The sequence below is a fragment of the Mycolicibacterium sp. XJ870 genome, from assembly GCF_053483975.1.
In genome coordinates this window covers 1,820,860-1,845,640 of sequence record NZ_JBEFTI010000001.1, presented here as the reverse complement: position 1 = coordinate 1,845,640, position 24,781 = coordinate 1,820,860, and the positions used below count along the sequence as shown (strand labels likewise).

28 protein-coding genes are annotated in these 24,781 nt (G+C 66.3%); 7 read left to right on the top strand and 21 right to left on the bottom strand.

Annotation, left to right across the window (positions count from 1 at the left end; genetic code table 11):
* Positions 1-55 precede the first annotated feature (55 nt).
* A complete protein-coding gene (locus ABQF30_RS09250) occupies positions 56-1,312 on the bottom strand; it encodes an RNA-guided endonuclease InsQ/TnpB family protein (protein ID WP_448462558.1) in 1,257 nt (418 codons plus the stop codon).
* 90 nt (positions 1,313-1,402) lie between these two features.
* Here ABQF30_RS09250 and ABQF30_RS09245 point away from each other — a divergent pair, with 90 nt between their 5' ends.
* Positions 1,403-2,059 (top strand): class I SAM-dependent methyltransferase, encoded by a 657-nt coding sequence (locus tag ABQF30_RS09245; protein WP_448462556.1) that lies wholly within the window; start codon positions 1,403-1,405, stop codon positions 2,057-2,059.
* Here the strand turns inward: ABQF30_RS09245 and ABQF30_RS09240 are convergent.
* Positions 2,040-3,452, bottom strand: coding sequence for an aldehyde dehydrogenase family protein (locus ABQF30_RS09240; RefSeq protein ID WP_448462554.1), 1,413 nt, complete (start codon positions 3,450-3,452; stop codon positions 2,040-2,042). The genes ABQF30_RS09245 and ABQF30_RS09240 overlap by 20 nt on opposite strands.
* A gap of 207 nt (positions 3,453-3,659) precedes the next feature.
* Between ABQF30_RS09240 and ABQF30_RS09235 the strand changes: the two genes are divergently transcribed.
* Positions 3,660-4,862 carry a serine hydrolase domain-containing protein gene (locus ABQF30_RS09235; RefSeq protein ID WP_448462552.1) on the top strand — a complete coding sequence of 401 codons (1,203 nt, stop codon included), beginning with the start codon at positions 3,660-3,662 and terminating at the stop codon, positions 4,860-4,862.
* A 59-nt stretch (positions 4,863-4,921) separates the two neighbouring features.
* Here the strand turns inward: ABQF30_RS09235 and ABQF30_RS09230 are convergent, their stop codons facing one another.
* The 4 genes from ABQF30_RS09230 to ABQF30_RS09215 form a co-directional block, all read right to left on the bottom strand.
* Positions 4,922-5,329: a type II toxin-antitoxin system VapC family toxin gene (locus tag ABQF30_RS09230; protein WP_448462550.1), complete on the bottom strand. Its 408-nt coding sequence runs from the start codon at positions 5,327-5,329 to the stop codon at positions 4,922-4,924.
* Entirely contained in the window at positions 5,326-5,574 is a 249-nt protein-coding gene (locus ABQF30_RS09225) for an AbrB/MazE/SpoVT family DNA-binding domain-containing protein (RefSeq protein ID WP_448462548.1), read from the bottom strand. The genes ABQF30_RS09230 and ABQF30_RS09225 overlap by 4 nt, the downstream gene beginning before the upstream one ends.
* Positions 5,575-5,654: 80 nt before the next feature.
* Positions 5,655-6,170 carry an SH3 domain-containing protein gene (locus ABQF30_RS09220; RefSeq protein ID WP_448462546.1) on the bottom strand — a complete coding sequence of 172 codons (516 nt, stop codon included), beginning with the start codon at positions 6,168-6,170 and terminating at the stop codon, positions 5,655-5,657.
* A 249-nt stretch (positions 6,171-6,419) separates the two neighbouring features.
* Positions 6,420-7,640 (bottom strand): lactonase family protein, encoded by a 1,221-nt coding sequence (locus ABQF30_RS09215; RefSeq protein ID WP_448462544.1) that lies wholly within the window; start codon positions 7,638-7,640, stop codon positions 6,420-6,422.
* A gap of 164 nt (positions 7,641-7,804) precedes the next feature.
* On the opposite strand from ABQF30_RS09215, the gene ABQF30_RS09210 reads away from it, so the two are divergent.
* Complete coding sequence (locus ABQF30_RS09210; protein WP_448462542.1) at positions 7,805-8,686, top strand: LysR family transcriptional regulator; 882 nt, start codon at positions 7,805-7,807, stop codon at positions 8,684-8,686.
* A 40-nt stretch (positions 8,687-8,726) separates the two neighbouring features.
* Here ABQF30_RS09210 and ABQF30_RS09205 read toward each other — a convergent pair whose 3' ends face one another.
* Positions 8,727-8,963, bottom strand: coding sequence for a hypothetical protein (locus tag ABQF30_RS09205; protein WP_448462540.1), 237 nt, complete (start codon positions 8,961-8,963; stop codon positions 8,727-8,729).
* 239 nt (positions 8,964-9,202) lie between these two features.
* Between ABQF30_RS09205 and ABQF30_RS09200 the strand changes: the two genes are divergently transcribed.
* Positions 9,203-10,630 carry an RNA-guided endonuclease InsQ/TnpB family protein gene (locus ABQF30_RS09200; protein ID WP_448462538.1) on the top strand — a complete coding sequence of 476 codons (1,428 nt, stop codon included), beginning with the start codon at positions 9,203-9,205 and terminating at the stop codon, positions 10,628-10,630.
* 57 nt (positions 10,631-10,687) lie between these two features.
* Here the strand turns inward: ABQF30_RS09200 and nusB are convergent, their stop codons facing one another.
* The 3 genes from nusB to ABQF30_RS09185 are packed head-to-tail and all read right to left on the bottom strand — an operon-like array spanning position 10,688 to position 12,867.
* Positions 10,688-11,164, bottom strand: a complete 477-nt coding sequence (nusB, locus tag ABQF30_RS09195) for a transcription antitermination factor NusB (protein WP_448462536.1) — start codon at positions 11,162-11,164, stop codon at positions 10,688-10,690.
* Positions 11,157-11,720, bottom strand: a complete 564-nt coding sequence (efp, locus tag ABQF30_RS09190; RefSeq protein WP_448462534.1) for an elongation factor P — start codon at positions 11,718-11,720, stop codon at positions 11,157-11,159. Before efp ends, nusB begins: the two co-directional genes overlap by 8 nt.
* A gap of 25 nt (positions 11,721-11,745) precedes the next feature.
* A complete protein-coding gene (locus ABQF30_RS09185; RefSeq protein WP_448462532.1) occupies positions 11,746-12,867 on the bottom strand; it encodes an aminopeptidase P family protein in 1,122 nt (373 codons plus the stop codon).
* 33 nt (positions 12,868-12,900) lie between these two features.
* Between ABQF30_RS09185 and ABQF30_RS09180 the strand changes: the two genes are divergently transcribed.
* A complete protein-coding gene (locus tag ABQF30_RS09180) occupies positions 12,901-13,461 on the top strand; it encodes a B-4DMT family transporter (RefSeq protein WP_448462530.1) in 561 nt (186 codons plus the stop codon).
* Positions 13,462-13,489: 28 nt separating this feature from the next.
* Here ABQF30_RS09180 and aroB read toward each other — a convergent pair whose 3' ends face one another.
* The 9 genes from aroB to ABQF30_RS09135 all read right to left on the bottom strand — a co-directional run bounded on the left by aroB (position 13,490) and on the right by ABQF30_RS09135 (position 22,770).
* Entirely contained in the window at positions 13,490-14,569 is a 1,080-nt protein-coding gene (gene aroB / locus ABQF30_RS09175; RefSeq protein WP_448462528.1) for a 3-dehydroquinate synthase, read from the bottom strand.
* Entirely contained in the window at positions 14,562-15,218 is a 657-nt protein-coding gene (locus ABQF30_RS09170; RefSeq protein ID WP_448462526.1) for a shikimate kinase, read from the bottom strand. Before ABQF30_RS09170 ends, aroB begins: the two co-directional genes overlap by 8 nt.
* Positions 15,218-16,444, bottom strand: a complete 1,227-nt coding sequence (gene aroC / locus ABQF30_RS09165) for a chorismate synthase (protein ID WP_448463568.1) — start codon at positions 16,442-16,444, stop codon at positions 15,218-15,220. The genes ABQF30_RS09170 and aroC overlap by 1 nt, the downstream gene beginning before the upstream one ends.
* Before the next feature lie 58 nt (positions 16,445-16,502).
* On the bottom strand, positions 16,503-16,922 hold the full coding sequence (locus tag ABQF30_RS09160; RefSeq protein WP_448462524.1) for a prepilin peptidase: 420 nt from the start codon (positions 16,920-16,922) through the stop codon (positions 16,503-16,505).
* Positions 16,923-16,931: 9 nt separating this feature from the next.
* Positions 16,932-17,765 (bottom strand): shikimate dehydrogenase, encoded by an 834-nt coding sequence (locus ABQF30_RS09155; RefSeq protein ID WP_448462522.1) that lies wholly within the window; start codon positions 17,763-17,765, stop codon positions 16,932-16,934.
* Positions 17,755-18,999, bottom strand: a complete 1,245-nt coding sequence (locus ABQF30_RS09150) for an endolytic transglycosylase MltG (RefSeq protein WP_448462520.1) — start codon at positions 18,997-18,999, stop codon at positions 17,755-17,757. Before ABQF30_RS09150 ends, ABQF30_RS09155 begins: the two co-directional genes overlap by 11 nt.
* A complete protein-coding gene (gene ruvX, locus ABQF30_RS09145) occupies positions 18,992-19,534 on the bottom strand; it encodes a Holliday junction resolvase RuvX (RefSeq protein ID WP_448462518.1) in 543 nt (180 codons plus the stop codon). Before ruvX ends, ABQF30_RS09150 begins: the two co-directional genes overlap by 8 nt.
* Positions 19,535-19,537: 3 nt before the next feature.
* On the bottom strand, positions 19,538-22,228 hold the full coding sequence (gene alaS, locus ABQF30_RS09140; protein ID WP_448462516.1) for an alanine--tRNA ligase: 2,691 nt from the start codon (positions 22,226-22,228) through the stop codon (positions 19,538-19,540).
* A 140-nt stretch (positions 22,229-22,368) separates the two neighbouring features.
* Positions 22,369-22,770 carry a secondary thiamine-phosphate synthase enzyme YjbQ gene (locus tag ABQF30_RS09135; protein ID WP_448462514.1) on the bottom strand — a complete coding sequence of 134 codons (402 nt, stop codon included), beginning with the start codon at positions 22,768-22,770 and terminating at the stop codon, positions 22,369-22,371.
* 115 nt (positions 22,771-22,885) lie between these two features.
* Here ABQF30_RS09135 and ABQF30_RS09130 point away from each other — a divergent pair, with 115 nt between their 5' ends.
* Both ABQF30_RS09130 and ABQF30_RS09125 read left to right on the top strand, forming a co-directional pair.
* Positions 22,886-23,506: a hypothetical protein gene (locus ABQF30_RS09130; RefSeq protein ID WP_448462512.1), complete on the top strand. Its 621-nt coding sequence runs from the start codon at positions 22,886-22,888 to the stop codon at positions 23,504-23,506.
* Between the two features lie 101 nt (positions 23,507-23,607).
* Positions 23,608-23,916, top strand: coding sequence for a GlsB/YeaQ/YmgE family stress response membrane protein (locus tag ABQF30_RS09125; protein ID WP_448462510.1), 309 nt, complete (start codon positions 23,608-23,610; stop codon positions 23,914-23,916).
* A 54-nt stretch (positions 23,917-23,970) separates the two neighbouring features.
* Here ABQF30_RS09125 and ABQF30_RS09120 read toward each other — a convergent pair whose 3' ends face one another.
* Positions 23,971-24,444 (bottom strand): SRPBCC family protein, encoded by a 474-nt coding sequence (locus ABQF30_RS09120; protein ID WP_448462508.1) that lies wholly within the window; start codon positions 24,442-24,444, stop codon positions 23,971-23,973.
* Positions 24,441-24,758 (bottom strand): ArsR/SmtB family transcription factor, encoded by a 318-nt coding sequence (locus ABQF30_RS09115; RefSeq protein WP_448463566.1) that lies wholly within the window; start codon positions 24,756-24,758, stop codon positions 24,441-24,443. Before ABQF30_RS09115 ends, ABQF30_RS09120 begins: the two co-directional genes overlap by 4 nt.
* Positions 24,759-24,781: the final 23 nt, after the last annotated feature.

Here is a 24,781-nt window from a genome sequence, read left to right as displayed (position 1 = left end):
CTCCTTCTCCGCCTCTCGGGACGGATCGTTAAAGGACGTCGAACTGCCGGGCAGCTTAACAGAGCCGGACTACCCTGGCGAAATTGGCGTCCTCCCCCTGAATCCGGAGAATTTCAACCCCACCCACTACCGATGCGACAGGAGGGGGTTGAGGTTCACGGTTCGCAGACCGGCTAGCGCCGAGGTCTCCCCGTGCTGTCACCGCCCGCCCGGCGGCGATGTTGCGTGCAGCGTTCACGTCGGCGTTGCACGGCCCCGCGGTGCAAGCTTCGCACTCGAACACCGCTTGGCTCTTGCGGTTTCCGGGAGCGAGGTGCCCACACGCCGAGCAGCGTTGCGACGTGCACGCGGCCGGGACCTGCTCGACCCGACCAGAAGCCTTGTGCTGCAAGCGCGCAGCTAGCAATCCCCATCCACTGCGCCGGATGCCCCGGTTGAGACCCCGCTTTTGCGCCACCCGCACGCCGGGCTGCTTGACCGTGCCACGGGCGCTGCGCGTCATCGCCCTCACGTTAAGGGCTTCAATGCGGATCGTGTCGAAGCGCCGCGCGATGTCCGTGCTGGCCTTTTCCACCCAGTCCTTGCGCCGATCGGCCTCACGGGCCTTCAACCTGGCGATCGCGCGCTTGGTGCGCGCCCGCCGCTTGGAACCGCGCTCTGCCCGGGCCAACCGCTGCTGCAACACCCGCAACCGCTTGGCCTCACCTGGACTCAACCCCGGGACGTGCAGCAACTCGCCGGTCGACAAGGCCGCCGACACCGCAACCCCACGATCGATACCCACCACGGAGCCGTCACCCGGACCGGCGATCGGATCAGGGACGTGTGCGAACGCAATATGCCACCGTCCCGCTCGATCACAAGTGACCCGGTAGGACTTCACCCCCTGCGGCGCCGGGCGCGACAGACGAAAACGCACCCAGCCAACCTTGGGCACCCATACCCGAGCCAACCGGTGATTCACACGTTCAACTTGATGCGGTTTGACGCCGACCTGTCTGAAACCCTCATGCACACCCGCCTTACGCCACGTCGGACGACGGTGCGTACCGACGAAAAAGTTGCGCATAGCCCGGGCGAAATCCCGCAACGCCTGCTGCTGCACCGTCTGCGACCCAGCCGCCAACCAATCATGCTCAGCGCGGACCGCGGTCAACTGAGCACACTGCTCGTTATAGCCAGGCGCGCGGCGTCCCGGCCCCCAATGCAGCTGCTGCTCGACAGCCAGATTCCACACATACCGCGCGTGACGACAATGCTCGGCCAACACCACCGCCTGCTCAGCAGTAGGAAGCAACCGAAAGCGCGACACCCTGGCAACATAACGGCTACCACCGACACCGAAAGGAGATGCGGCGTCCCCCCTCGACCAGGGCTGGTAAATCCACGCCGCAAGCATCCAATGACAGGCCCCACTGGTTCCGACTTCGACTTCGACGCCCTGTACCGCGGCGAAAGTCCTGCCGAAGGTGTGCCGGCCGTCACCTCTGCGCCGTGGGACACGAAGGCACCCAAGGAGAATGTGGTCGCCTGGCAAGAAGCCGGCCTGGTCCACGGCAAGGTTCTCGATATCGGATGCGGGCTCGGTGACAACGCGGTGTACCTCGCACAGCAGGGTTACCCGGTGACCGCCCTCGACATCTCCCCGACCGCGCTGATCACCGCCGAGCGCCGCGCGGCCGATGCCGGGGTGAAAGTCACGTTCGCCGTTGCCGACGCGACTCGGCTCGACGGATATGACGGCGCCTTCGACACGGTGATCGACAGCGGGATGTACCACTGCCTCGACGACAACGGGAAGCGCAGTTACGCCGCCGCCGTGCACCGCGCCACCAGGCCCGGCGCCACCTTGTTGCTCGGGGCGTTCTCCGACGCCAACCTGGCGCAGCCGGACTGGGAGGCGCCCGCGGTGTCCGAAGAGACGCTGCGCACCACGCTCGGTGAGGCCGGCTGGGACATCACCTCACTCACGACCGAGGTGACCACCCTCCCGCACAACGGTGCGGAAGCCACCTTCTGGCTGCTGCAGGCCGAGCGGATCAGCGCTGGATCGACTTGACCTCGAGGAATTCCTCGAGCCCGAACACGCCGGCCTCGCGCCCGTTGCCCGATTGCTTGTATCCGCCGAACGGTGCGTTGGCGTTGAATCCGCCCGCATTGACCTGGACCTGGCCGGCACGGATCCGGCGGGCGATCTTCTCGGCCCGATCTTGCGACCCCGACCAGACTGCGCCTGCCAGGCCGTAATCCGTGGAGTTGGCGATGCGGACCGCGTCCTCCTCGGAGTCGTAGGGCTCGATAGCCAGAACCGGGCCGAAGACCTCCTCCTTGTGGATCGTCATGTCTTCGGTGACATCGGAGAACACGGTTGGCCGGACGAAGGCGCCAGGGGCGTCGGTGTCGGTGTCGCCGCCGGTGACGAGCCGCGCACCTTCGTCCATCGCCGTACGGATGTAGCCGAGCACGCGCTTCTGCTGCGCCCGAGACGACAGCGGGCCCAGCGCAGTTCCGTCGTCGGCAGGATCGCCGACTGGCAGCCTGTCGGCGGTCGCCTTCGCGAGTGCCTCCACTTCAGCCAGCTTGTCGCGCGGAACGATCATGCGGGTCAGCGCCGAGCACGTCTGCCCGGAGTTGAGCATCATCGACTTCACCGACGCAGGTACCACCTTTTCCAGGTCGGCGTCGTCGAGAATGATGTTGGGACTCTTGCCGCCGAGTTCCAACGAGACTCGCTTGACCGTGCGGGCGGCCACCTCCTGCACTCGCCTGCCGGCCCTGGTGGATCCGGTGAAGCTGACGATATCGACGTCGTCATGCCCGGCGATCGCCTCCCCGACATCCGCACCGGTACCGAACACGACGTTGAACACCCCTGGGGGAAGGCCGATCTCGTCGACGATCTCGGTCAGCGCGATCGCGCACAGCGGAGTGACCTCGCTCGGTTTGACCACCACGGTGTTGCCCGCGGCCAGCCCGTAGCCGACCTTCAGCGCGATCTGGTGCAGGGGGTAGTTCCACGGCGTGATCGCACCGAGGACACCGAACGGCTCCCGCACGATCGTCGAACCCCGGTATTCGCTTTCGAACTCGTACTCGCGCACGATGTTCGCCGCCTCGGCGAAACTGTTCATCGGCAGCGGCAACTGGATCTTGCGGGCAATCGAGATCGGGCAACCCATCTCGGAGGTGATGATGCGGGCCACGTCCTCGGCGCGCTCGGCCAGCTTGCCTGCGATCGCGGTGAGGTAATCGGCGCGCTGGCCGGCGGGAGTGGCCGACCAGGCCGGGAAGGCTGCGCGGGCGGCAGCGACCGCAGCGTCGACATCGGCGGCCGTGCCTGCCACAACCTCAGCGATCACCTCGTCATTGGCCGGGTTGGTGACGGGAATGCGGGTGGTTCCGCTCGACACGGTCCACTTGCCGTCAATGTAGTTGCTGTCGTGGTTCTGCATTCGATATACCCCTTCGGTCCGCTGGCACGTCATACGCACTCCCCCGTACACAGTTCGACACAGCGCGGGCGAGGTGAGATGTAAATCGCTATTCGCACCGTAGAGGTGTCGACCGATCTTCGGCAGACAACTCGACATTTCCGGACTGCAGCGCGGCATCGGCCACCACTGGACCCCTGCACCGGCGCCGCTGACTACCCTGACCGAGTGAACCTCGATGGCAATCAGACGTCCATCCGGGATGCGATCGACGCCGGCCTGCTCGCCGGTGCGGTCACCCTGGTGTGGCAGGCGGGCAAAGTTCTGCAGGTCAACGCGCTGGGCAACCGCGACGTCGACGCCGGATTGCCGATGGAGCGCGACACCGTCTTCCGCATCGCGTCGATGACGAAACCGGTCACGGTGGCCGCGGCGATGGCGTTGGTCGAGGAAGGCAAGCTGGCGCTCACCGATCCGGTCACCAAGTGGCTGCCGGAGCTGTCCGATATGCGGGTGCTGCGCGAACCACGCGGTTCGCTTGATCAGACCGAACCGGCACGGCGGCCCATCACGTTCGACGACCTCATGACCCACCGCAGTGGCCTGGCGTACGTGTTCTCGGTGCTGGGGCCGCTGGCATCGGCGTACGGGAAGTTGTCGCTGCGCCAGGACCAGGACCGGTGGCTGGCCGAGGTGGCCAGGCTGCCGCTGGCACATCAGCCCGGCGAGCGCCTCACCTACAGCCACGCCACCGATGTGCTGGGTATAGCCGTGTCCCGCATCGAGGGCAAGCCGCTGGCACAGGTGCTGGCCGAGCGGATCTTCGAGCCACTGGGCATGACCGACACTGGCTTCTCCGTCGATGCCGCGGGCCGGCGTCGGGCCGCGACGATGTACAAGCTCACCGCCGAGAACAAGTTGACCCACGACGTCATGGGCCCGCCGCCGATCACCGATCCGCCGTTCTGCACCGGCGGCTCGGGACTGTTCTCCACCGCCGACGATTATTTGAAGTTCGCCCGAATGTTGTTGGGCGGCGGCACGGTCGACGGCGTCCGTGTGCTGTCGGAGGAGTCGGCGCGGTTGATGCGCACCGACCGGTTGACCGTTGAGCAGAAGCAGTACCCGTTCCTGGGCGCACCGTTCTGGATGGGTCGCGGCTTCGGGCTCAACCTGTCGGTGGTGACCGATCCCGCGAAGTCGCGGCAGCTGTTCGGTCCCGGCGGGCTTGGCACGTTCAGCTGGCCGGGCGCCTACGGCACCTGGTGGCAGGCCGACCCGTCGGCGGACATGATCCTGATCTATCTGATCCAGAACCATCCGGAAATGTCGGTGGATGCCGCCGCGATCTCCGGCAACACCTCACTGGCGAAACTGCAGACGGCGCAACCGAAGTTCGTCCGCCGGACGTATCAGGCGCTCGACCTTTAGAGCGTTGATCCTGCGGTGCGGGCGGGAAAGTGCGAGTGCCCTGTGCCCTCACCGCAGGGTCAACTCGTCACAGGTGGTGGCTCGATCCGCTCGATGGTGTTGACCCGGTCGATCGACCGGTCGAACGAGACAACCTTGCCGACCGCTGTGGTCTCGGCGCACGCCACCAGATACGCCTCGGCGAAGTCGATGCGGTCGGTTTCGTAGACCTCGATGGAGCGCAACAGAAGTGCAGGGTCGACGCAGACAATCGAGTCGAAAGCAACCAGCGACCGCATCGCTTCGGCGACTTGGGCGCGGGGCACTTCGTAGAACGACTCCAAAACGTAAACCGTCTCTGCCAACACGAGGTCGGTTAGCAATATGTCGCGTTCGGTACCGAGATAGGCGGTTGCCCGCGCCGCCGTCGCCGGTGGATCGCCGGTCAAATGACGCACGAGCACGTTGGTGTCAACGAATGCGCTCAACGCCGATTCGCCAACCGCTCCGACCTCGTGCGCTGCAGCACCTCGTCCCACGCGACATTGCGCTTCGCCGCGGGTACCCGGATCGTGCCGGCAAGGCTGAGGAAGTTGGGTGTCCGGGCCAACACGGCTCGCTGGCCCTCCACCCGAAAAATGATCTCGTCACCCTCCTTGATGCCGAGCGCGTCGCGCACCGGCTTCGGGACCGTGACCTGACCTTTTGAAGTCACCTTCGCCGCAACGTCCATCAAGGCTCCTTACCTGTCCCCTCAAGTAAGGATATCCCGTTACGACGGCAAGTGGGACGCGTGGACGGGTGCTTACTCACCTACGGCAGTTGGAGATGCCCCCACACCCAACCGGTACCACCGGGAACGGTGTCGCCGGTGACCTGACACCACGCCTCAGGCGAGCAATTTCCCACCAGCCCAACTTCCTGGCCGACACGCAGAATGCCGACAACCTGTCCGGCACCGTCCGGTTCATTCTTGGCGTTGTACACATCCACGTCGCCGGCGACGGTTGCGGTTGCCTTCGCAGGAGCCTGCTGTGCGGGAGCCTGTCTTCCAGGTAGACATTTGAAAGACGCCCTCCCATCGGGAGAACTTTGGCGGAGTTCGACCTCGCCTTCCAGACAGGTATTCTGCCTTCCGGAAAGGCATTTGAAGGACACCTTCCCGTCGGGCGAAACTTGTCGGAGTTCGACCTCGCCCTCCAGACAGGTGCCTTGCTCGGCTCGTAGTGGATCGGCATGTGCCGACACAGGACCGGCGATGACTCCGAGTGCGGCAAGCGCGAGTACCGTCAACGGCAGCATTGTCTGGTGTTTCAAGTTGATCGTCATGTAGTTGTTCCACTTTCTGTTCGGCAAGGAGCCTGCAGCCGTTTCGCCGCAGTCATGCAGGAAACGCTACGAATGCGCAGGCACGGCGACACGCGTAGTCGCCTACTCCAAATTTCGGTTGGTGCCCTTACGTTCTGATCGGCACGCGGAGGATATGCGCGATCGGACATCGGCTCCGACGGCCGGCGGCCTCAAGCGTGTTCCGGACCAGACGACGGCCTCGCGAAGCTGAGCGGGGCACGTAGCGGGTCAGCCCACCACCACGTGGTGTACGCCGTGCGGCAGCGGAATATGTTGCACTGCAGTCAGACCCGGGGATTCATCCGAGCCGACGCGGTAGACCTGAACCCCGGAGCCGAGCCCGCCCTCGAACACCGTCGCCATGAAGTACTGTCCGCTGCTATCGAAGGCGCCACCTTCCGGTAGCACTCCGTCCAAACGGTAGTCGCCGACCTTCGACAGCCGACCGCTGTGCTCATCCAGTTGCAATAAACTCACGGTTGCATGGTCGTCGTATCCTGGTGAGCCGGTTGGTATCGCGGTGCCACGCATATTCACTGTCGCCACCCACCGGCCGTCAGGACTGATCGCCAACCCCTCCGCCGACTTGTCGGACTCCGCCGAACCGACCGCCCGCGGCGGTTCGCCGCCAGGTTCACCGACCCGAATCACCGTGAGTCTCGACGGTTCCGTCGGTAACCGCCCGGCCAGGTCGGTCGCGTTGAGGTCGCGGCCCCAGTCCGACGTGACGTAGTGGCGCCCGTCCGGCGTGAACCGGCCCACGAACGGATCCGCTCCGGTGACCACCGGCGCACCCCACGGCTGCACACCACCCGGCTGTGAAGTGTCGACGGTGAAGAACGCCACCAGGTCCCGGGTGTTGACATTGACAGCCAGCGCACGGCCGCTCGGATGCCAGTGCACATTGGTCGCCGTAACACCGCCGCGGGGCATCCCCGCCTCACCGCTCACCCCCAGTCCGGCCAGATCGAACTGTTCGACTTCGCCGAATCCGTCTGCGCCCCATTCCACGAGTTGCAACATCGATGCGTCGGCGGTATTCGACACCACGGCAACATAAGTGCCGTCCGGGTGCACGGCCAGCGCCTCTGGCGATTGCCCGATCGTGGCGACGTCGGCGATCACCGGGTTCTGCCAATCCGAGATATCCACCGCGAACAGCTGATCACCCGCCACCAGTTGCTGCGCCCGCATGTCGCCAGGGCCGCGTTGCTTCAGCCTCTCGGCGACGAATGCAGTTGCGCCGTCGGGTGATAACGCCAGTACTTCCGGCGCAGCAGTCACCGAGTTCGACACCTCGACCTGACCGGCGGTCACCACGCCGTCGCGCACACTGACGGTGCTCAACAGATCGCGATGGTTGGCCTGAGCGGGGGCCAAGATTCCGTCGGCGTAGGTGCTCGCGAGATGGTCTCCGTCCGAGAGTGTCACGAGTCGTTCGATCGTCACCCCTGACGGCTCACCCTGCGGGGCAGCGCAGGCAGAGACGGCGAGGAGGGCCGTGAGGCAGATGGCACACGTACGCATTGCGGTCATGCCATGAGCCTCGACGAGTGCTGATTCAGGATCAATCGGTAGTTGGATATGTGTGATAGTGAAATACGATCACAGGTATGGATCTGCGGTCGGTCGAATGCTTCCTCCGCGTAGCCGAAACGCTGCATTTCGGCCGGGCCGCTACTGACCTGCACCTCAGCCAGCCCGCGCTGAGCCAGCGCATCCGGACGCTGGAACGCGACGTGGGTGCCACTCTGCTCGACCGAGACCGGCGCGGTGTCCGGCTCACCGCGGCCGGGTTGGCGTTCCAGGGACCCGCTCGCGCCATGCTTGCCCATGGCGGCCATGCGATCGATATCGCCCGGCGAGCGGAACACGGACTGCACGGGCGGCTGCGGCTCGGGTTCACCGTTATCGCGTCGTACACCCACTTACCGCGGGCCGTAAAGCGATTCCGCGGCGACTTCCCCGACATCACGATCGACCTGGTCGAAATCAACTCTCCCGCAGTCGAAGAGGCGCTCGATCGTGGCGAGATCGACATCGGTCTGCTGCACCCCCCTCTGGCGCGAACGCAATTGCGGTGTCGAGCACTCCCCGATGAACCACTCATGCTGGCCATGCCGGTCGGCCATCGACTCTGCGAACACGCATCCGTCACGTTCGGTGATCTGACCGGCGAATCGCTATTGACGGCGCCGCGGAGCGTTGGCCCGGTGTTGTTCGACAAATTGATCGGCTGTTTCCGAAGCGCGGGTGTCGAACCCGACGTCGTGCAGGAAGCCACACCGGTGACGACACTGGCGGGATTGGTTGCCGCCGGCGCCGGCATCGGATTCGTCACCCGGGGAGTGGCTTTGGCCACCCGTCCCGGCGTGGTGTTCCGTGAAGTCGTTGGGACACCGGGAGTTCCGATGGCCATCGCCTGGCCCGGGGAACAGCCGCCGCCGACGGCACAGCGGTTCCTCGACGTGGTCGACGAGGTGTGGCGCGACTAGAGCGTGTCGAACAACTGGTTGCGGTCGAGTCTGCGGAGTGTTAGGCCGATTGGCTGTGGTAGTCGAAGCCTTCGTAGGCCGCCGGTGTGGTTTCGTAGTGGCGGTCGATGCGGCGGCAGTGGTTGATCGCGCCGTTGGTGCGTTCGACCACCCAACGTCTCGGTGGGGCGATGAAGCCGTGGCCGGGTTTCGGCCCGCAGACCACGTCGACGGTGACACCGGCCTTGGCCGCTGCGGTGGTGACAGCCTGCCCGGTGTAGCCCTCGTCCACCCACACGTGGCTGATGGTGGGCGCGATCGGCTTCGCCTGCGGTCGGCCAGCGCCGCCGGCCCTTGCGGTGCGTGGGAGAAGGAAGCCGGTGATGTGCGTGCCCGCGGTGTCGGACAGATCGCAACGGTACCGTCGGCGCCGTTGACCTGGTTTCGGGTCACCTGACTATTCGTAGTGATGATGGGTGCCGCCACATCTGCGCTGGCCACCGCACTTGTCGGTGGCGTGTGTGACGCTGATCGTTGATGGCGCGGCACACCACATTCCGTTTCTGTCTCGACCCGACGGTCGAGCAGCGTGAGGTGGTGGCCCGGCATGCCGGGGCGGCCCGGTTCGCGTTCAACCAGTGCCTACGCATCGTGAAAACCGCGCTGACACAACGTCGCACCGATCCGGGCGCGGCGGTGCCGTGGACCGGTTTTGATCTGATCAACGCTTTCAACGCGTGGAAGAAAACCGAGGCCGCCGGCCGGGTCTTCACCGTCGACGCCCACGGCGGCGTCGAGGTGGCGGTGACGGGCCTGTCCTGGCGGCGTGAGGTGTGTCAGCAGGTGTTCGAGGAAGCCGCCGTCGACCTCGGTAAAGGATTGAAAGCCTGGTCGGATTCCCGATCCGGCACACGCAAAGGCCGCCGTGTCGGCTTCCCGAGATTCAAAAAGAAGACCGGGAACATCCCGTCGTTTCGGCTGCGCAACAAGCATTCCCAGGGCAGACCGCCGGCGATCCGGGTCGGCGATGACAACCGGCCACGCTCGGTCACGCTGCCCGGCATCGGGTTGATCGGGGTGCATGACGACACCCGCCCTCTGCGGCGGATGCTCGCCAAGGGTCGGGCAAAAATCTTGTTCGCCACGATCAGCTACCACGGCGGCCGGTGGTGGATATCGCTGAATGTCGAGGCCGCCGACCTGCACCCGCTCCAGCAGCACCCGACCCGCACCGACGATGCCGGCGGTTGGGCGGGGGTGGACCGCGGCCTATCGGCGTTCCTGGTCGCCGCCACCGCCGACGGCACCGAAGTCGCCCGCATCAGCGATGCACCCAAAGCCCTGGCTGCTGGGCTCAAACAGCAGCGACGGTTAGCCAAGTCGTTGTCCCGCAAGCAGAAAGGATCACAGCACCGCAAGGATGCCGCCGCCCGGCTGGGCCGCCATCATCACCGTGTCGCCAACATTCGACGCCATTTCCTGCACCAGATATCAGGCGAGCTGGTCAAGACCCACGACCGGCTCGTCATCGAAAACCTCAACGTGGCAGGCATGCTGGCCAACCATCGGCTGGCTCGGGCTATCTCCGATGCGGGCTGGTCGGAGTTCGCCCGGATGCTCACCTACAAGCAGGCGTGGCGCGGCGGGCGGCTCGTCGAAGCCGACCGCTGGTATCCCTCGACTCGCCTGTGTCCCCACTGCGGGACGGTCAACACTGAGATGACGCTGGCCGACCGCGTGTTCACCTGTGCGTGCGGGCATTGCGCCGACCGCGACACCAACGCCGCGGTAAATCTGGCCCGCTGGGGCCACACCCATGACCTTCCTCGATCCCCGGACCCCCAAGCAGCAGGCCGGGCCACCAATGCCCGCCGACGGGACGGCTCTGACCAACACCCTCGTGTGTGTGGTGAAACCAGACCGAAAGACGCGGGAACCGACGTTCACACCGCACCCGCGGCCTGAACCGAAGACGCCCGAGAAGGGCGGTGCCCAACACTCACCAGAGTCGTTCGACACGCTTTAGCCGTCCGACGTACCGCGCACTGCCTGCGATGCGGCCCGGATCTGCGGGGTCACCAGCATCACCTGTCCGAGCACGCCGTTGACGAATCCGGGTGAGTCATCGGTTGACAGTTGCTTTGCCAACTCGACGGCTTCGTCCACCGCGACGGGCTCGGGAACGTCCTCGGCATGGAGCAACTCCCACACGGCAACGCGCAGGATCGCCCGGTCCACCGCAGGCAGCCGTTCCAGCGTCCACCCCTGCAGGTGCGCGGAGATCAGATCGTCGATGTGGGCGGCATGTTCGGTCACTCCGCGGGCCACCACGATGGTGTACGGATTCAGCGGCGAAATGTCGGTCTCGTCCTCGGCGAGCGCGGATCGCGAATCGGCGATCGCCTCCGGGGTCAGGCCACGTGCCTCGGCCTCGAACAGCAGGTCGACTGCGCGTTTGCGGGCCTGGTGACGGCCCCGGTCACCACGACGGTCAGGCATTCACCCGACCCAGATAGCTGCCGTCGCGGGTATCGACCTTGAGCTTGTCGCCGGTGTTGATGAACAACGGAACCTGGATCTCGGCACCGGACTCCATGGTGGCGGGCTTGGTGCCCGCGCTGGACCGGTCACCCTGCAGGCCGGGCTCGGTGTGGCTGACCAGGAGTTCGACCGAGACCGGCAGTTCCAGGTACAGCGGAACACCGTCGTGGAAGGCGATCTGCACGGGCAGGCTCTCCAGCAGGAAGCCCGCCGCGCGGCCGACGAGCGCCTCGGGCAACGGGTGCTGATTGAAGTCCTCGGAATCCATGAACACGAAGTCGCTGCCGTCGCGATACAGGTAGGTCGCGTCGCGTCGGTCGACGGTGGCGGTCTCCACCTTGACGCCGGCGTTGTAGGTCTTGTCGACCACCTTGCCGGACACCACGTTCTTCAGCTTCGTCCGCACGAAGGCCGGGCCTTTGCCGGGCTTGACGTGCTGGAATTCGACGATCTGCCACAGTTGGCCGTCGATCTGCAGGACGAGTCCGTTCTTGAAGTCGGCAGTCGATGCCATGGTCGGTATAGCTCCTAGCTTTCTGTCACACGATGGCCAGTTCCTTCGGGAACCGGGTAAGCAGCTCAGGTTCCGCCGTGTTGTATTCGGCGTGGTTCGCGGCGTATTCGCCGCCAGTCACGACCAGCGTGTCCTCGATTCGGACGCCGCCGCGGTCTGGCAGATAGACACCTGGCTCAACGGTCACCGCAGAGCCAGCAAGCAGTGTACCGGCGGCAGCGGAGTTGATTCCCGGCGCTTCATGGATCTGCAGTCCGACGCCGTGTCCGAGTCCGTGGCCGAAGTACTCCGCATAGCCGGCGTCGGCGATGACCTGGCGGGATGCCGCGTCGACGGCGCTGAGCGCCACGCCGGGCGCCAATGCCTCCCGACCCGCCCGCTGGGCGGTGGCCACCAGGTCGTAGACCTCCCGCTGCCACTGCGCGGCCTGGCCCAGCACAAAGGTCCGCGTCATATCGGAGTGATAGCCCTCCACGAGGGCGCCGAAGTCGATCTTCACGAAGTCACCGACAGCCAGCACCGCATCGGTGGGCCGGTGGTGCGGTATGGCCGAGTTGGCTCCGGTCGCGACGATCGTCTCGAACGACGGGCCATCGGCGCCGTGGTCGAGCATCAGCGCTTCCAGATCGCGGCGCACCTCCTGCTCGGTGCGCCCCGGCCGAAGCCCACCGCGTTCCAAGAGATCGGCAAGGGCGGCGTCGGCGGCCTCGCACGCCAGCCGCAGCATCGCGATCTCACCGGCGTCCTTGACCTCGCGCAGTGCTTCCACAGTGCCCGCCGCCCGTACCAGTTCAACGCGTTCACCGGCGGCCTTCGTCAAGGCCGTATAGGCGTCGACGGTCACCACGTGGCTTTCGAAGCCCAGCCGGCGGACGCCGTCGCATGCGGCCCGTCCGGCCAGATGCGGACCGCAGGCTCGTTCAATCACGATTTCGGCGTCCGGGCACTGCTGCGCGGCCTGCGTTCGATAGCGCCCATCGGTCGCCAGCACCGGTGTGGCGTCGGAAACACGTATCAAAAGTGCCGCGTTCGATCCGGTGAATCCGGCCAGATAACGCACGTTGACCAGGTCTGTTACCAGCATGGCGTCCAAGTCCGCAGCTGCCAGCCGCTGCCGTAGCCGGTCTCTGCGCTGGGAAATAGTCACAGTTTGTGACGCTACTCGCTACGCTGTGCCCCCATGAGCAAGTGGTTACTGCGCGGAGTGGTGTTCGCAACAGCGATGGTCATAGTGCGCTTACTGCAGGGAGCATTGATCAACGCGTCGCCGGCCAACGCCATATTGTTCAGCGTGGCGCTGCTTGTGGTGTTCGGGATCGGGGTGGCGATTTGGGGTCTGCTCGACGGCCGCGCTGACGCCCGCAACAACCCCGACCCGGATCGCCGCAGCGATCTGGCCATGACGTGGCTGCTGGCCGGGCTGTGCGCCGGCATCCTCAGCGGCGTGGTGTCGTGGTTCATCGGCTTGTTCTACAAGAGCATCTACACCGAGGCGCTGCTCAACGAGGTCACGACGTTCGCCGCGTTCACCGCGTTGTTGGTGTTCCTGGTCGCGGTGGCCGGTGTGACGATCGGCCGCTGGATGATCGATCGCCATACGCCCCAGGTCGTTCGGCATCACGGCAGCCACGCCACCGACGAGCGGGCCGACACCGATGTGTTCGCCGCGGTGAGCGCCAACGGCGCCGAGGACAACACGCAGACCACGCCCGTGGATTATCCAGAGCAACCGCGTCAGTAAAAGCGTATGAGCGCAGGTGGCGCGGGAATCAGTCCCGCGCCACTTCCGCGTACGCCGCGGCCAGCAGTGACGGATCTGGACCTTCCAGCCGTCCCGGCTTGCCCAGCCCGTCGAGCACGACGAATCGCAACACCCCGGACCGGTTCTTCTTGTCGCCGGCCATGTACTCCAGCAGCTGCGGCAGCGCGTCGCCGTCGTAGCTGACCGGTAGGCCCAGCGCGGTCAGCACCGAGCGATGGCGATCTGCGGTCTTGTCGTCCAGCCGGCCGGCAAGCCGGCCCAGCTCAGCGGCGAACACCAGCCCCACCGACACGGCTGCACCATGCCGCCACTTGTACCGCTCACGCCGCTCGATGGCGTGAGCGAGTGTGTGGCCGTAGTTGAGGATCTCGCGCAGCTGCGACTCTTTCTCGTCCGCGGCGACGACCTCGGCCTTGACGGCGATCGCGCGGCGGATGAGTTCGGGCAGCACCGTCCCGGCCGGGTCGAGCGCGGCTTCCGGGTCGGCTTCGATGAGGTCGAGGATCACCGGATCGGCGATGAACCCGGCCTTCACGATTTCGGCCATCCCCGCGACAATCTCGTTGCGCGGCAAGGTTTCCAGCGTGGCAAGGTCGACGAGCACCGCGGCGGGCTGGTGGAACGCGCCGACCAGGTTCTTGCCGGCGTCGGTGTTGATACCGGTCTTGCCGCCGACCGCTGCGTCGACCATGCCGAGCAGGGTGGTGGGCACGTGCACGATGTCCACTCCGCGCAGCCAGGTGGCGGCGGCGAAACCCGCGACGTCGGTGGCCGCTCCCCCGCCGAGGCTGACGACGGCGTCCCTGCGCCCAATGCCGATGCGGCCCAGTACTTCCCAGATGAACCCGACGACCGGCAGCTCCTTGCCCGATTCGGCATCGGGGATCTCGATGCGGTGGGCGTCGATTCCGTTGTCGGCGAGGTGGTTTCGGATGGCTTCGGCGGTCTGCGCGAGCACCGGCTGATGCAGGATCGCGACCTTGTGCCGGCCCGCCAGTGTGCGGCCCAACTCCCCCAGCAGCCCGGTACCGATGATGACCGGGTAGGGACGGTCAACGAGAACCTCGACGATTACCGGGTCAGTCAATGTGTCGCTCCGCGTTGCGGGCGGCCAGGGCCGCGGGGGTGGGTATGGGGTTTGCTCCGGCAGTGCTGTCGGAGTCTGCCGGACCGCGCCGCCACGGTGGGCGGCGGCGTCGGCGTGGCTTGTTCGGGGTGGGCTTCGGCGGCTGCGGATTCTCCAGCCGCGCAACGATCGTCCGCACCACCGCGCCCGGGTTGCGGCGATTGGTGTTGATCCGCATGGTGGCCACCCGCCGGTAGATCGGCACCCGCTGTGCCATCAGGGTGCGAAATCTCTCGGCCCGGTCGCCGGCCAGCAACGGGCGCACCGTGGTCCCACCGGTGCGACGCACACCTTCGGCGGCGCTGATCTCCAGGTAGATGACCGTGTGCCCGGCCAGGGCTTCCCGTACCCCCGGCGTGATGACTGCGCCGCCGCCGAGCGACAACACACCGTCATGGGACTCCAGCGCCGCGCGGACGACCTCTTCCTCTATCCGGCGGAACTCCTGTTCCCCGTCATTGGAGAAGATGTCGGCGATGGTGCGGCCGGTGGTCTCCTCGATCACGGCATCGGTGTCGAGCATGGTCAGGTCCAGGGCCTTGGCCAGGCGACGACCGATTGTCGACTTGCCCGAACCCGGCAGGCCGATCAGTACCGCCCGGGGAGCCATCAGCCCAGCGCCTGTGCCGCCGGCTCGCGGTGGCCGTCCGGCGGATTGGCCCCTCGCGTGTGCACCGCGCGCAGGTAGGCGTCGATGTTGGCCCTCGTCTCGGCCAGTGAATCCCCGCCGAACTTCTCCAGGGCGGCGCGTGCCAGCACGAGGGCGACCATGGTCTCGACCACCACGCCGGCAGCCGGTACCGCGCACACGTCGGAGCGCTGGTGAATCGCGACGGCCTCGTCGCCGGTGGCCATGTCGACCGTGGCCAGTGCCCGCGGCACGGTCGAGATGGGTTTCATCGCGGCACGTACCCGCAGGGCCTGGCCGTTGGTCATGCCGCCTTCCAGGCCGCCGGCCCGGTTAGTCGAACGCAGCACACCGTCCGGGCCCGGGTACATCTCGTCATGGGCCACGGTGCCGCGGCGGCGGGCGGTCTCGAAGCCGTCGCCGATCTCCACACCTTTGATCGCCTGGATGCCCATCACGGCACCGGCCAACTGACTGTCGAGGCGGTTCTCGCCACTGGTGAAGGAGCCCAGCCCGATCGGCAGGCCTTCGACGACCACTTCGACGACACCGCCGAGGGTGTCGCCGTCCTTCTTGGCAGCCTCGATCTCGGCGATCATCGCTTCTTCGGCGGCCTTGTCGAACGCCCGGACCGGGCTGTCGTCGATGGCAGCGAGATCGGCGGCCTGCGGCGGCGGACCGTCGTAGGGCTTGGACGCGCCGATCGAGATGACGTGTGAGATGACTTCGACCCCGAGCGCCTCGCGCAGGAACGCCCTGGCAATGGTGCCTGCCGCCACGCGCGCCGCGGTTTCCCGGGCGCTGGCGCGCTCCAGCACCGGGCGGGCATCGTCGAAGCCGTACTTGAGCATGCCCGCGTAGTCGGCGTGGCCAGGTCGCGGCCGGGTCAGCGGGGCGTTGCGCGCGACGTCGAGTTCGGCTTGATCGACGGGGTCGGGAGCCATCACGGTCTCCCATTTCGGCCACTCGGTGTTCCCGATCTCGATGGCGATCGGCCCACCGAGGGTGCGGCCGTGGCGGACCCCCGCCAGCATGGTGACCTGGTCCTGCTCGAACTTCATCCGGGCGCCGCGGCCATATCCGAGACGACGACGCTTGAGCTGCGCCCCGATGTCGTCGGAAGTGATGGGCACGCCGGCAACCATCCCTTCGAGCATGGCCACCAGGGCGCGGCCGTGGGATTCACCTGCTGTGGTCCAACGCAACACGGACGCCATTCTCCCACGTCACGGTTTGCCGGCTGAAATCCGTGGTCATCGACGTCGACTAAACCACCACCAACGCCACAGCCGCCGCACTGGCCAGACACATCGACGGGCCGTGCGGCACGGTCGTCACGCCGCGCATCGCCGCGACAAGCGCGAGCATCGAGGTCAACAGCGGCGCACCGATCGCCGCCAGCAGCCAGACGTCGGGCCCGAAGGCCCCGGTCATCGCGCCGACGCCGAGTGCGAGTTTGACGTCGCCGCCTCCCAGCGACCGCGGCGAGGCCAGATGCATGACGGCGTACAGCGCCGCCAGCGCTGCCGCCCCGGCCAAGGCAGCCCCACCGCGTTCCGACAGTGCTGCGACGACGAATATCACGGCCGCGCCAGGAAGGGTCAGCCAGTTGGGCAGCCGGCGCTGCCGAATGTCGTATGCACTCAGCGCCCCGAGCCAGACAATCCCAGCGACCGCCGCCCCCACGATCCGAGGCTAAGCCCCCAGGAGGGCCGCCCTCATCGCCTCTTTGGGCGCGGGCATCCCGGTGAACTGCTCGACTTGGGTGAAGGCCTGGTTCAGCAGCATGTGCAGTCCGCTGATCACCTCACCACCGGTCGACTGAACCGCTTTCGCCAACGGCGTCGGCCACGGGTCGTAGATGGAATCGAGTAGTCGCGGTACCGCGGCCAGCGTCGGTGCGTAGACCGCGGCCGCGTCGGCTGGAATCGTGTTGACCGCCACGGTCGCCTCAGCCACCGCCTCGGCCAGCTGCGGGCTGCCGATATCGCACCATTTGCTGTGCGCGCCACAGCTTTCCGCGAGTTCGACCAGCCGGCTCGCCTTGCCCGGATCGCGCGCCACGACGGTAATCCGTTGCACGCCAAGCTCTGTCAGGCCGACCACGGCGGCCGGCGCGGTGCCGCCGGAGCCGACCACCAGTGCCGCGTCGCCTGCAGCCCCGAGCGCCCCGACCACCCCGTCCACATCGGTGTTGTCGGCGCGCCATCCACCGGCCGGGAGCCGCACCAGGGTGTTGGCCGAGCCCACGAGCTTGGCACGGTCAGTGTGCTGATCGGCGAACTGCAGTGCGGCGAACTTCCCTGGCATGGTCACCGACAGCCCTACCCACTCCGGCCCCAGGCCGCCTACCAGGGCAGGAAGCTGCTCCGCAGTGCACTCGATGCGCTCGTAGGTCCACGCCGGCAGACCCAGCGCCCGGTATGCGGCCAGATGCAGCTGCGGCGAACGTGAGTGGGCGATGGGCGAGCCGAGCACCGCGGCCTTGCGGGCGCTATCGGGTACCGCGGCGGGCCGCCTATCGGGCACTGTCCAGGACACCGTTGTTCTGAGCCTGTTCGATGTTCGCCAGGTGCTCGTCGTAATCCCGGGTGAACAGGGTGGTGCCCTGCAGGTCGATCGTCACGAAGTACAACCAGTCCCCCGGCTCCGGATGTTCGGCGGCGGCCAGCGCGTCAGCGCCGGGCGAGCAGATCGGCGTTTGTGGAAGGCCTTCGCTCGCATAGGTGTTCCACGGCGTCACCTGCGCCCGGTCGGCGTCGGTGGTCGCTACTTCTTGGCGGTCCAACGAGTAGTTCACGGTGGAGTCGAACTCGAGCTTGCGGTGCTCGGCCAGCCGGTTGTAGATCACCCGTGCCACCTTGGCGAAGTCCTGCGGCTTGGACTCACGCTGTACCAGTGAGGCCACCGTGAGGATTTGGTACGGCGACATGCTCATCGCCGCGGCGGTATCGAGAAGCCCGCCTTGGGTGTACACGGCCGAGCTGCCGGCAATCAGTGTCGAGAGGATGTCCTGAGCGGAGGCCGCGGGGTCGACGTTCCAGGTCCCCGGCGCAATCAGTCCTTCCAGCCTGCGGTGGTCGGCACCCATCGCGACGACTGGCCCGGCCGCCCAGTCCGGCACCGCCAATGCGGCCGGTGGCGCCGATCCGGCGGCCGCCTTCAGGTCCTCCGCCGACACACAGCGCTGCTCGCCGTCGAGTTCGACACACGACGCCTTCGAGATCAGACTGAAAACTCCATCGGTGACGGCGTTGGTCTTGACGTCGGCGATGTCATCGAGCTGACGCCCCTCCGGGATGGTCAGCTTGCCCACCCTGCTGCCCGGATCAACAAGCCGCTCAACGGCGTTCGCTGCGGGAATCTCGGTACGCACCTTGTAGAAACCGGGTTGGATCGCCGAGATCGCATCGTTGCCCTGCGCGGCGTCGACAAACGCTTTGACGGTGGCCACGACCTTGTGGTCCTGCAGCGTCTCACCGATGGCCGTCGTGGAGTCACCATCGCGTACCTGGATCACCACGTCGGTCACCCCCTCACCGGCGTAGTCGCTGCCGCTGCCGGACATGCTGTGCCACAGTTTGGAGCCGAGGAAGACGGCGCCGACGGCCACCACGATGAGCAACATCAGCGACAGCCCGCGGGCGATACGTCGCTTTCGATTGGCGCGGGACCGCCGGACCCGGTCACCTCGGCTCATCCCGCGTCGCGGTGGACCCACCGCCACCGGTTGCGCTCGGTCGGCACTCCAGTCGTCAGCCATCCGTGCCCTCTCCGCGTGCGCCCAGGGCCGCACGCCGCTGATCCAGCCAGTTCTGCAGGATGCCGACCGCAGCAACCTGGTCGATCATCGATTTCTGTCCTTTTGCCCGAACCCCGGCTTCCCGCAGCGACCGCTGTGCGGAAACAGTAGTGAGCCTCTCATCGGCCAGCCGTACCGGTGTCGGCGCAATCCGGTGGGCCAGCCGATCGGCCAGGTCGACGGCATCGTGAGCCGAGGTTCCGGCCCGGTCGGCCAACGTCCGAGGCAACCCGACCACGACCTCGATCGCGTCGTACTCCTCGACCAGCGCGGCCAGCCTGCGCAGATGCCTGCCGGATTTGTCGCGCTTGTCCCGCATCACCGTCTCGACCGGCGTGGCCAGGATGCCGTCGGGATCGCTCGAGGCCACCCCGATCCGGACGGTTCCGACGTCGATGCCGATCCGCCGACCCCGTCCCGGATCATCGTCACCGGGACGGTCGGGCAGCCGCTCGTCGGTGTCGAGACGAGCAGAGCGGGAAGGGGTTTCAGCCACGAACTATCCCCGGCCGATCTCAGCGCGTAGCGCGGACAATGCCGCGTCGATACCCGCCGCCCCCTTACCGGACCCTTGTGCCAGATCGGCCTTGCCGCCACCGCGGCCGTTGACCGCGGCGCCGAATTGCTTCACCAGTTCGTTGGCGCGCAATCCGAGATCCTGCGCGGCCGGGTTGACTGCTATCACGAAGGGCACCGAATCCCCCTCGCCCTCGGCGATCAGTGCGACCACCGCGGGTTCGGCGCCGAGCTTGCCCCGGATATCGCCGACGAGGCTGCGCAGATCGCCGGCCGAAACACCGGCGGCCATTCGCTGTGCGACCACCCTGACCTTTCCGATTACCTCGGCTCCGGCAGCGGCATTCGCCGCCGCTGCCCGGGCATTGGCCAACCGGACACGATCGAGCTCTTTTTCAGCCGCCTTGAGCCGGTCCACCAGATTGGCGACGCGGGCGGGCACCTCTTCCGAAGGCACCTTCAGAGTCGAAGCGAGCCCGGCCATCAGCGCGCGTTCCTTCGCCAGGTGCCGGAACGACTCCAGACCGACATAAGCCTCCACCCGGCGCACGCCGGACCCGACAGACGACTCCCCGAGAATGGTCACCGGGCCGATCTGGGCCGAATTGTGTACGTGCGTACCGCCGCACAGTTCCAGCGAGAACGGGCCACCGATCTCGACCACCCGCACCTCGTCGGGATAGTTCTCTCCGAACAACGCCATCGCGCCCATGGCCTTTGCCTTGTCCAGCGCGGTGTTGAACGTGTGCACCTCGTAGTCGGCGACGACGGCTTCGTTGGTGACTTCTTCTATCTGCGAACGCTGGTCTTCGCTCAGCGCCCCCTGCCAGTTGAAGTCGAACCGCAGATAGCCGGGACGGTTGAGCGAACCGGCCTGAACTGCATTGGGCCCCAGCACCTGTCGCAGGGCAGCGTGCACCATATGAGTACCGGAATGGCCCTGGGTAGCGCCTTGGCGCCACTGGGGGTCGACGGCCGCGGTGACGGTGTCGCCCTCGACGAACTCGCCGGATTCGACGTTGACGCGGTGTGCCCACAACGTTTTCGCGATCTTCTGGACGTCGGTGACGGCGGCTCTGGCAGTCGCCGAGGATCCCGTCCCGCTGATGGCGCCTTCGTCGGCGATCTGACCGCCGGACTCGGCGTAGAACGGGGTGCGGTCCAGGATCAGCTCGACCCGCTCGGCTTCCACGCTCTCGTGCGACACCACGGGAACCCGCTTACCGTCCACAAATATCCCGAGAATCTTTGCCTCGGAAGCCAATTCATCGAATCCGGTGAATTCGGTGGGGCCAGAGTCGACAAGCTCCCGGTAGGCGGTCAGGTCGGTGTGGGCCTGCTTGCGAGCCGCGGCGTCGGCCTTGGCGCGTTTGCGCTGCTCGGCCATCAAGGTCCGGAAGCCGGCCTCGTCGACGGACAGGCCGGCCTCGGCCGCCATCTCCAGGGTCAGGTCGATCGGGAAACCGTAGGTGTCGTGCAGGGTGAACGCGTCGGAGCCGGAGAGCCTGGACACTCCCGCGCGCTTCGTTTTCGCGGCGGCTTCGTCGAACAGCCGTGAGCCCGACGCCAGAGTGCGGTTGAACGCCGTCTCCTCGGCCACGGCGATGCGCTGGATGCGCTCGAAGTCAGTGGCCAGTTCCGGGTAGGACGGGCTCATCGCGTCGCGGACCGTGACCATCAGTTCACCCATCACGGGCTGATCGACACCCAGCAGTTTGGCGGCCCGGATGATGCGTCGCAGCAGCCGCCGCAGTACGTAGCCGCGCCCCTCGTTGCCGGGGCTGACGCCGTCGCCGATGATGATGGCCGCGGTGCGGGTGTGGTCGGCGATGATGCGGTACCGCACATCGTCGTCATGGTTGCCCGCGCCGTAGTGACGGGGAGCGACCGCGGCCACCACGTCGATGACAGGCCGCAGCAGGTCGGTCTCGTAGACGTTGTCCACACCCTGCAACAGGCACGCCACCCGTTCGATACCCATGCCGGTGTCGATGTTCTGGCGCGGCAACGGGCCAAGGATTTCGAAGTCCTCCTTGGAGGTGCCCTCACCGCGCTCGTTCTGCATGAAGACGAGATTCCAGATCTCGATGTAGCGGTCCTCGTTGGCCACCGGGCCGCCGTCGACGCCGTACTCCGGTCCCCGGTCGTAATAGATTTCCGACGACGGGCCACAGGGCCCCGGGATACCCATCGACCAGTAGTTGTCGGCCATCCCGCGGCGCTGGATCCGCTCAGTGGGCAGGCCGGCAACTTCCTGCCACAGGCCGATCGCCTCGTCATCGTCGAGATAGACCGTGGCCCAGATCTTTTCCGGGTCGAACCCGTACCCGCCCTCGGCGACCGGATTGGTCAACAGGGTCCAGGCCAGCTCGATCGCACCACGCTTGAAGTAGTCGCCGAACGAGAAGTTGCCGGCCATCTGGAAGAACGTGTTGTGCCGGGTGGTGATGCCCACCTCGTCGATGTCCGGTGTGCGGATGCACTTCTGGACGCTGGTGGCCCGGTTCCAGGGCGGGGTCCGCTGGCCAAGGAAGTACGGCACGAACTGCACCATGCCCGCATTGACGAACAGCAGATTGGGGTCGTCGAGGATCACCGAAGCACTGGGTACCTCGGTGTGGCCCGCCTTCACGAAATGATCGAGGAAGCGTTTCCTGATCTCGTGTGTCTGCACGTCGCTTGTGTCCTCGTGGTCGTAGATGGTCGCGATGGTCTGAGTCGTCTCGAAGAAATAGTCGTCCTGCTGCCGAACGGCGACACTAATTCGACCGCCTTACATTACCGGTCAGCGCTTTCACACTGAACAGGCGCACATCACGCTCCCAGGAAACTCAGCCGGACCGAGCGCTGCGGGTTGTCCCGGTTGAGGTCGACCAGCACGACGCTCTGCCAGGTTCCCAACAGCGGCCGGCCTGCCTGCACCGGCAGCGTCACCGACGGTGACACCAGGGCGGGCAGCACATGGTCTGCGCCGTGACCGGCCGACCCGTGGGCGTGGCGGTAGCGGTCATCGCGCGGCAACAACCGCTCCAGGGTGTCGACCAGATCGTCATCAGAGCCCGCGCCGGTCTCGATGATCGCCACACCTGCCGTGGCATGTGGGACGAAGACGTTGCACAGCCCGTCCCGATACCCGCCGCAGAACTGGCGCACTGCGTCGGTGAGATCGACGATGCGGCGTCGAGCGGTGTCGACGTCGATCACATTGCTGTCCATCTCCCCAGCCTACGAGGCCTGCCCGCACCCATTGCCAGCTGCGAAGCAGCGGAGGAAGGTAGTGAATGAACCGGTGGCGCCACCGGGGCGCCGCCCCGACAGGAAGGGGTGGATCGTGTTCGCACGCTCTACCACGATCGCGGCGCATACCGAGGCGATCAACGCCGGCATCGCGCACATCCGCGACGAGGCCATGCCCGCCCTCGAGGGCATAGACGGATGTGTCGGCCTGTCATTGATGGTTGACCGGGAATCGGGCCGATGCATCGCCACCACAGCCTGGCACTCAGAGGAGGCCATGCACGCCAGTGAGCCCATTCTCGAGCCGGTTCGGCATCGCGCGGTCGAAGTGTTCGCCGGCAGCGCCACAGTCGACGAATGGGAGATCGCACTGGTGCATCGGGAGCAGTACACCGGGCCGGGCGCCTGCGTGCGGGCCACCTGGCTGCGCGCCCGGCCCGAGCAGTTCGACCGCGCGGTCGAGTTCTACCGGACATCGGTGCTGCCGTCGATGGAAGAACTCGAAGGCTTCTGCAGTGCCAGCCTGATGCTGGACCGGAATTCGGGCCGGGCGGTGTCCTCCGCGACGTTCGACAGCATGGCCGCGATGGAACGCAATCGGGACCAGGCCCGGTCGCTGCGTACGGCCCGGTTACGCGATCTGGGCGCCGACCAACTCGATGTCGGCGAGTTCGAGTTGGCCCTTGCCCACCTGCGGGTTCCGGAAATGGCCTGACCCACCCGCTTCCGCGGAGCACAAGGAGCAATTGACGGCTCCGTTTGCGCGGCAACCACGTTGGGTACTTCAACTTCCAGCCAACAAGTCTTGGAGGAAAAATGACCATCACCGGCATTATCAGCGCGATTCTCATCGGCATCGTCGTCGGCGTGATCGCCCGGTTGATTGTTCCCGGCAGACAATCAATCGGGATCCTGGTGACGATCCTCGTCGGAATCGTCTCTGCGTTCATTGGCAGCGCCATCGCACGCGCGCTGGGCATCCCCACGATGACCAGCGGCATCGACTGGCTCGAGCTGCTTGTCCAGCTCGTCGTCGCGGTCATCGGCGTGGCACTGGTGGCGGCTCTGATGGGACGTCGGCGCACTGGACTGACGGGTGGCCGGCGCTCCGGCCTGACCCACTGACGTCGCATCCCCAACGGTCCCGGCTCGCATTGCGGCCGGGACCGTTGGGGTGTCCTACAACGTGGCCAGCAGCGCGTCGAGCTTGTCGTAGCCCTCGGTCATGCCGCCCTCCATGCCCGAGGACAGCAGTGCATCGCGGGCCTCGGTGTTCGGACAGATCGACCGACCACGCAGCCGGCTTCGACCACCGCCCAGGTCTTCGAACCACATGAACTCGATGTTCACCATGTCCGGGGCACCTTCGAACTCGAAAGTCTGAATGATCAGTTCGCCGGGGCGCACGGTGTGAAACACCCCGTTGAAGCTGTAGGAGCCGGACTCGTCTGAATGCTGATAGCGGTAGCCGCCTCCGGTCTCGAAATCCCACCGGTCGATCAGCATCTCCAGGCCATGCGGACCCAGCCACTGCTTGACCAGATCGGGTTCCGCGTGGGCGCGGAACAGCGCCGCGGCCGGGGCATCGAAGTCCCGGGTGAACTCCATGGCCAGCGTGTCGACCGGCGCGCGTAGATCCAGTGCGTTCGTCATTTCTCTTCCTCCTGAGTGGTGTTCGGCGAAATTCGAGCCAGCAGGTCGTCCAGCCGGCGGTAGCTCCGTTCGGCATTGAGCCGATATCGGTCGATCCAGGCGGTCAGCCCTTCCAACGCGGCGGCGTCGAGATGGACCGGCCGACGCTGCGCATCGCGGGTCCTGGTGACAAGGCCCGCCTGTTCGAGCACCTGAATGTGTTTGGAGACAGCCTGTTTCGTGATGTCGAACGGCGCAGCCAACTCATTGACGGTGGCCGGACCCCGCGACAACCGTGCCACGATCGCCCGTCGCACCGGGTCGGCCAGGGCCATGAAGGCGCGGTCCAGTCTCGTAT

Coding starts and splice junctions, on each gene's coding strand:
- ABQF30_RS09135 (WP_448462514.1), bottom strand. CDS start 22,770: ATGGACAGCAATGTGATCGACGTCGACACCGCTCGACGCCGCATCGTC.
- ABQF30_RS09180 (WP_448462530.1), top strand. CDS start 12,901: ATGAGCAAGTGGTTACTGCGCGGAGTGGTGTTCGCAACAGCGATGGTC.
- ABQF30_RS09225 (WP_448462548.1), bottom strand. CDS start 5,574: ATGGACGTTGCGGCGAAGGTGACTTCAAAAGGTCAGGTCACGGTCCCG.
- ABQF30_RS09200 (WP_448462538.1), top strand. CDS start 9,203: ATGGCGCGGCACACCACATTCCGTTTCTGTCTCGACCCGACGGTCGAG.
- ABQF30_RS09240 (WP_448462554.1), bottom strand. CDS start 3,452: ATGCAGAACCACGACAGCAACTACATTGACGGCAAGTGGACCGTGTCG.
- nusB (WP_448462536.1), bottom strand. CDS start 11,164: ATGCCTGACCGTCGTGGTGACCGGGGCCGTCACCAGGCCCGCAAACGC.
- ABQF30_RS09120 (WP_448462508.1), bottom strand. CDS start 24,444: ATGACGAACGCACTGGATCTACGCGCGCCGGTCGACACGCTGGCCATG.
- ABQF30_RS09150 (WP_448462520.1), bottom strand. CDS start 18,999: ATGGCTGACGACTGGAGTGCCGACCGAGCGCAACCGGTGGCGGTGGGT.
- ABQF30_RS09115 (WP_448463566.1), bottom strand. CDS start 24,758: ATGGCCCTGGCCGACCCGGTGCGACGGGCGATCGTGGCACGGTTGTCG.
- ABQF30_RS09170 (WP_448462526.1), bottom strand. CDS start 15,218: ATGGCTCCCCGGGCGGTACTGATCGGCCTGCCGGGTTCGGGCAAGTCG.
- ABQF30_RS09125 (WP_448462510.1), top strand. CDS start 23,608: ATGACCATCACCGGCATTATCAGCGCGATTCTCATCGGCATCGTCGTC.
- ABQF30_RS09220 (WP_448462546.1), bottom strand. CDS start 6,170: ATGACGATCAACTTGAAACACCAGACAATGCTGCCGTTGACGGTACTC.
- ABQF30_RS09245 (WP_448462556.1), top strand. CDS start 1,403: ATGACAGGCCCCACTGGTTCCGACTTCGACTTCGACGCCCTGTACCGC.
- ABQF30_RS09210 (WP_448462542.1), top strand. CDS start 7,805: ATGGATCTGCGGTCGGTCGAATGCTTCCTCCGCGTAGCCGAAACGCTG.
- efp (WP_448462534.1), bottom strand. CDS start 11,720: ATGGCATCGACTGCCGACTTCAAGAACGGACTCGTCCTGCAGATCGAC.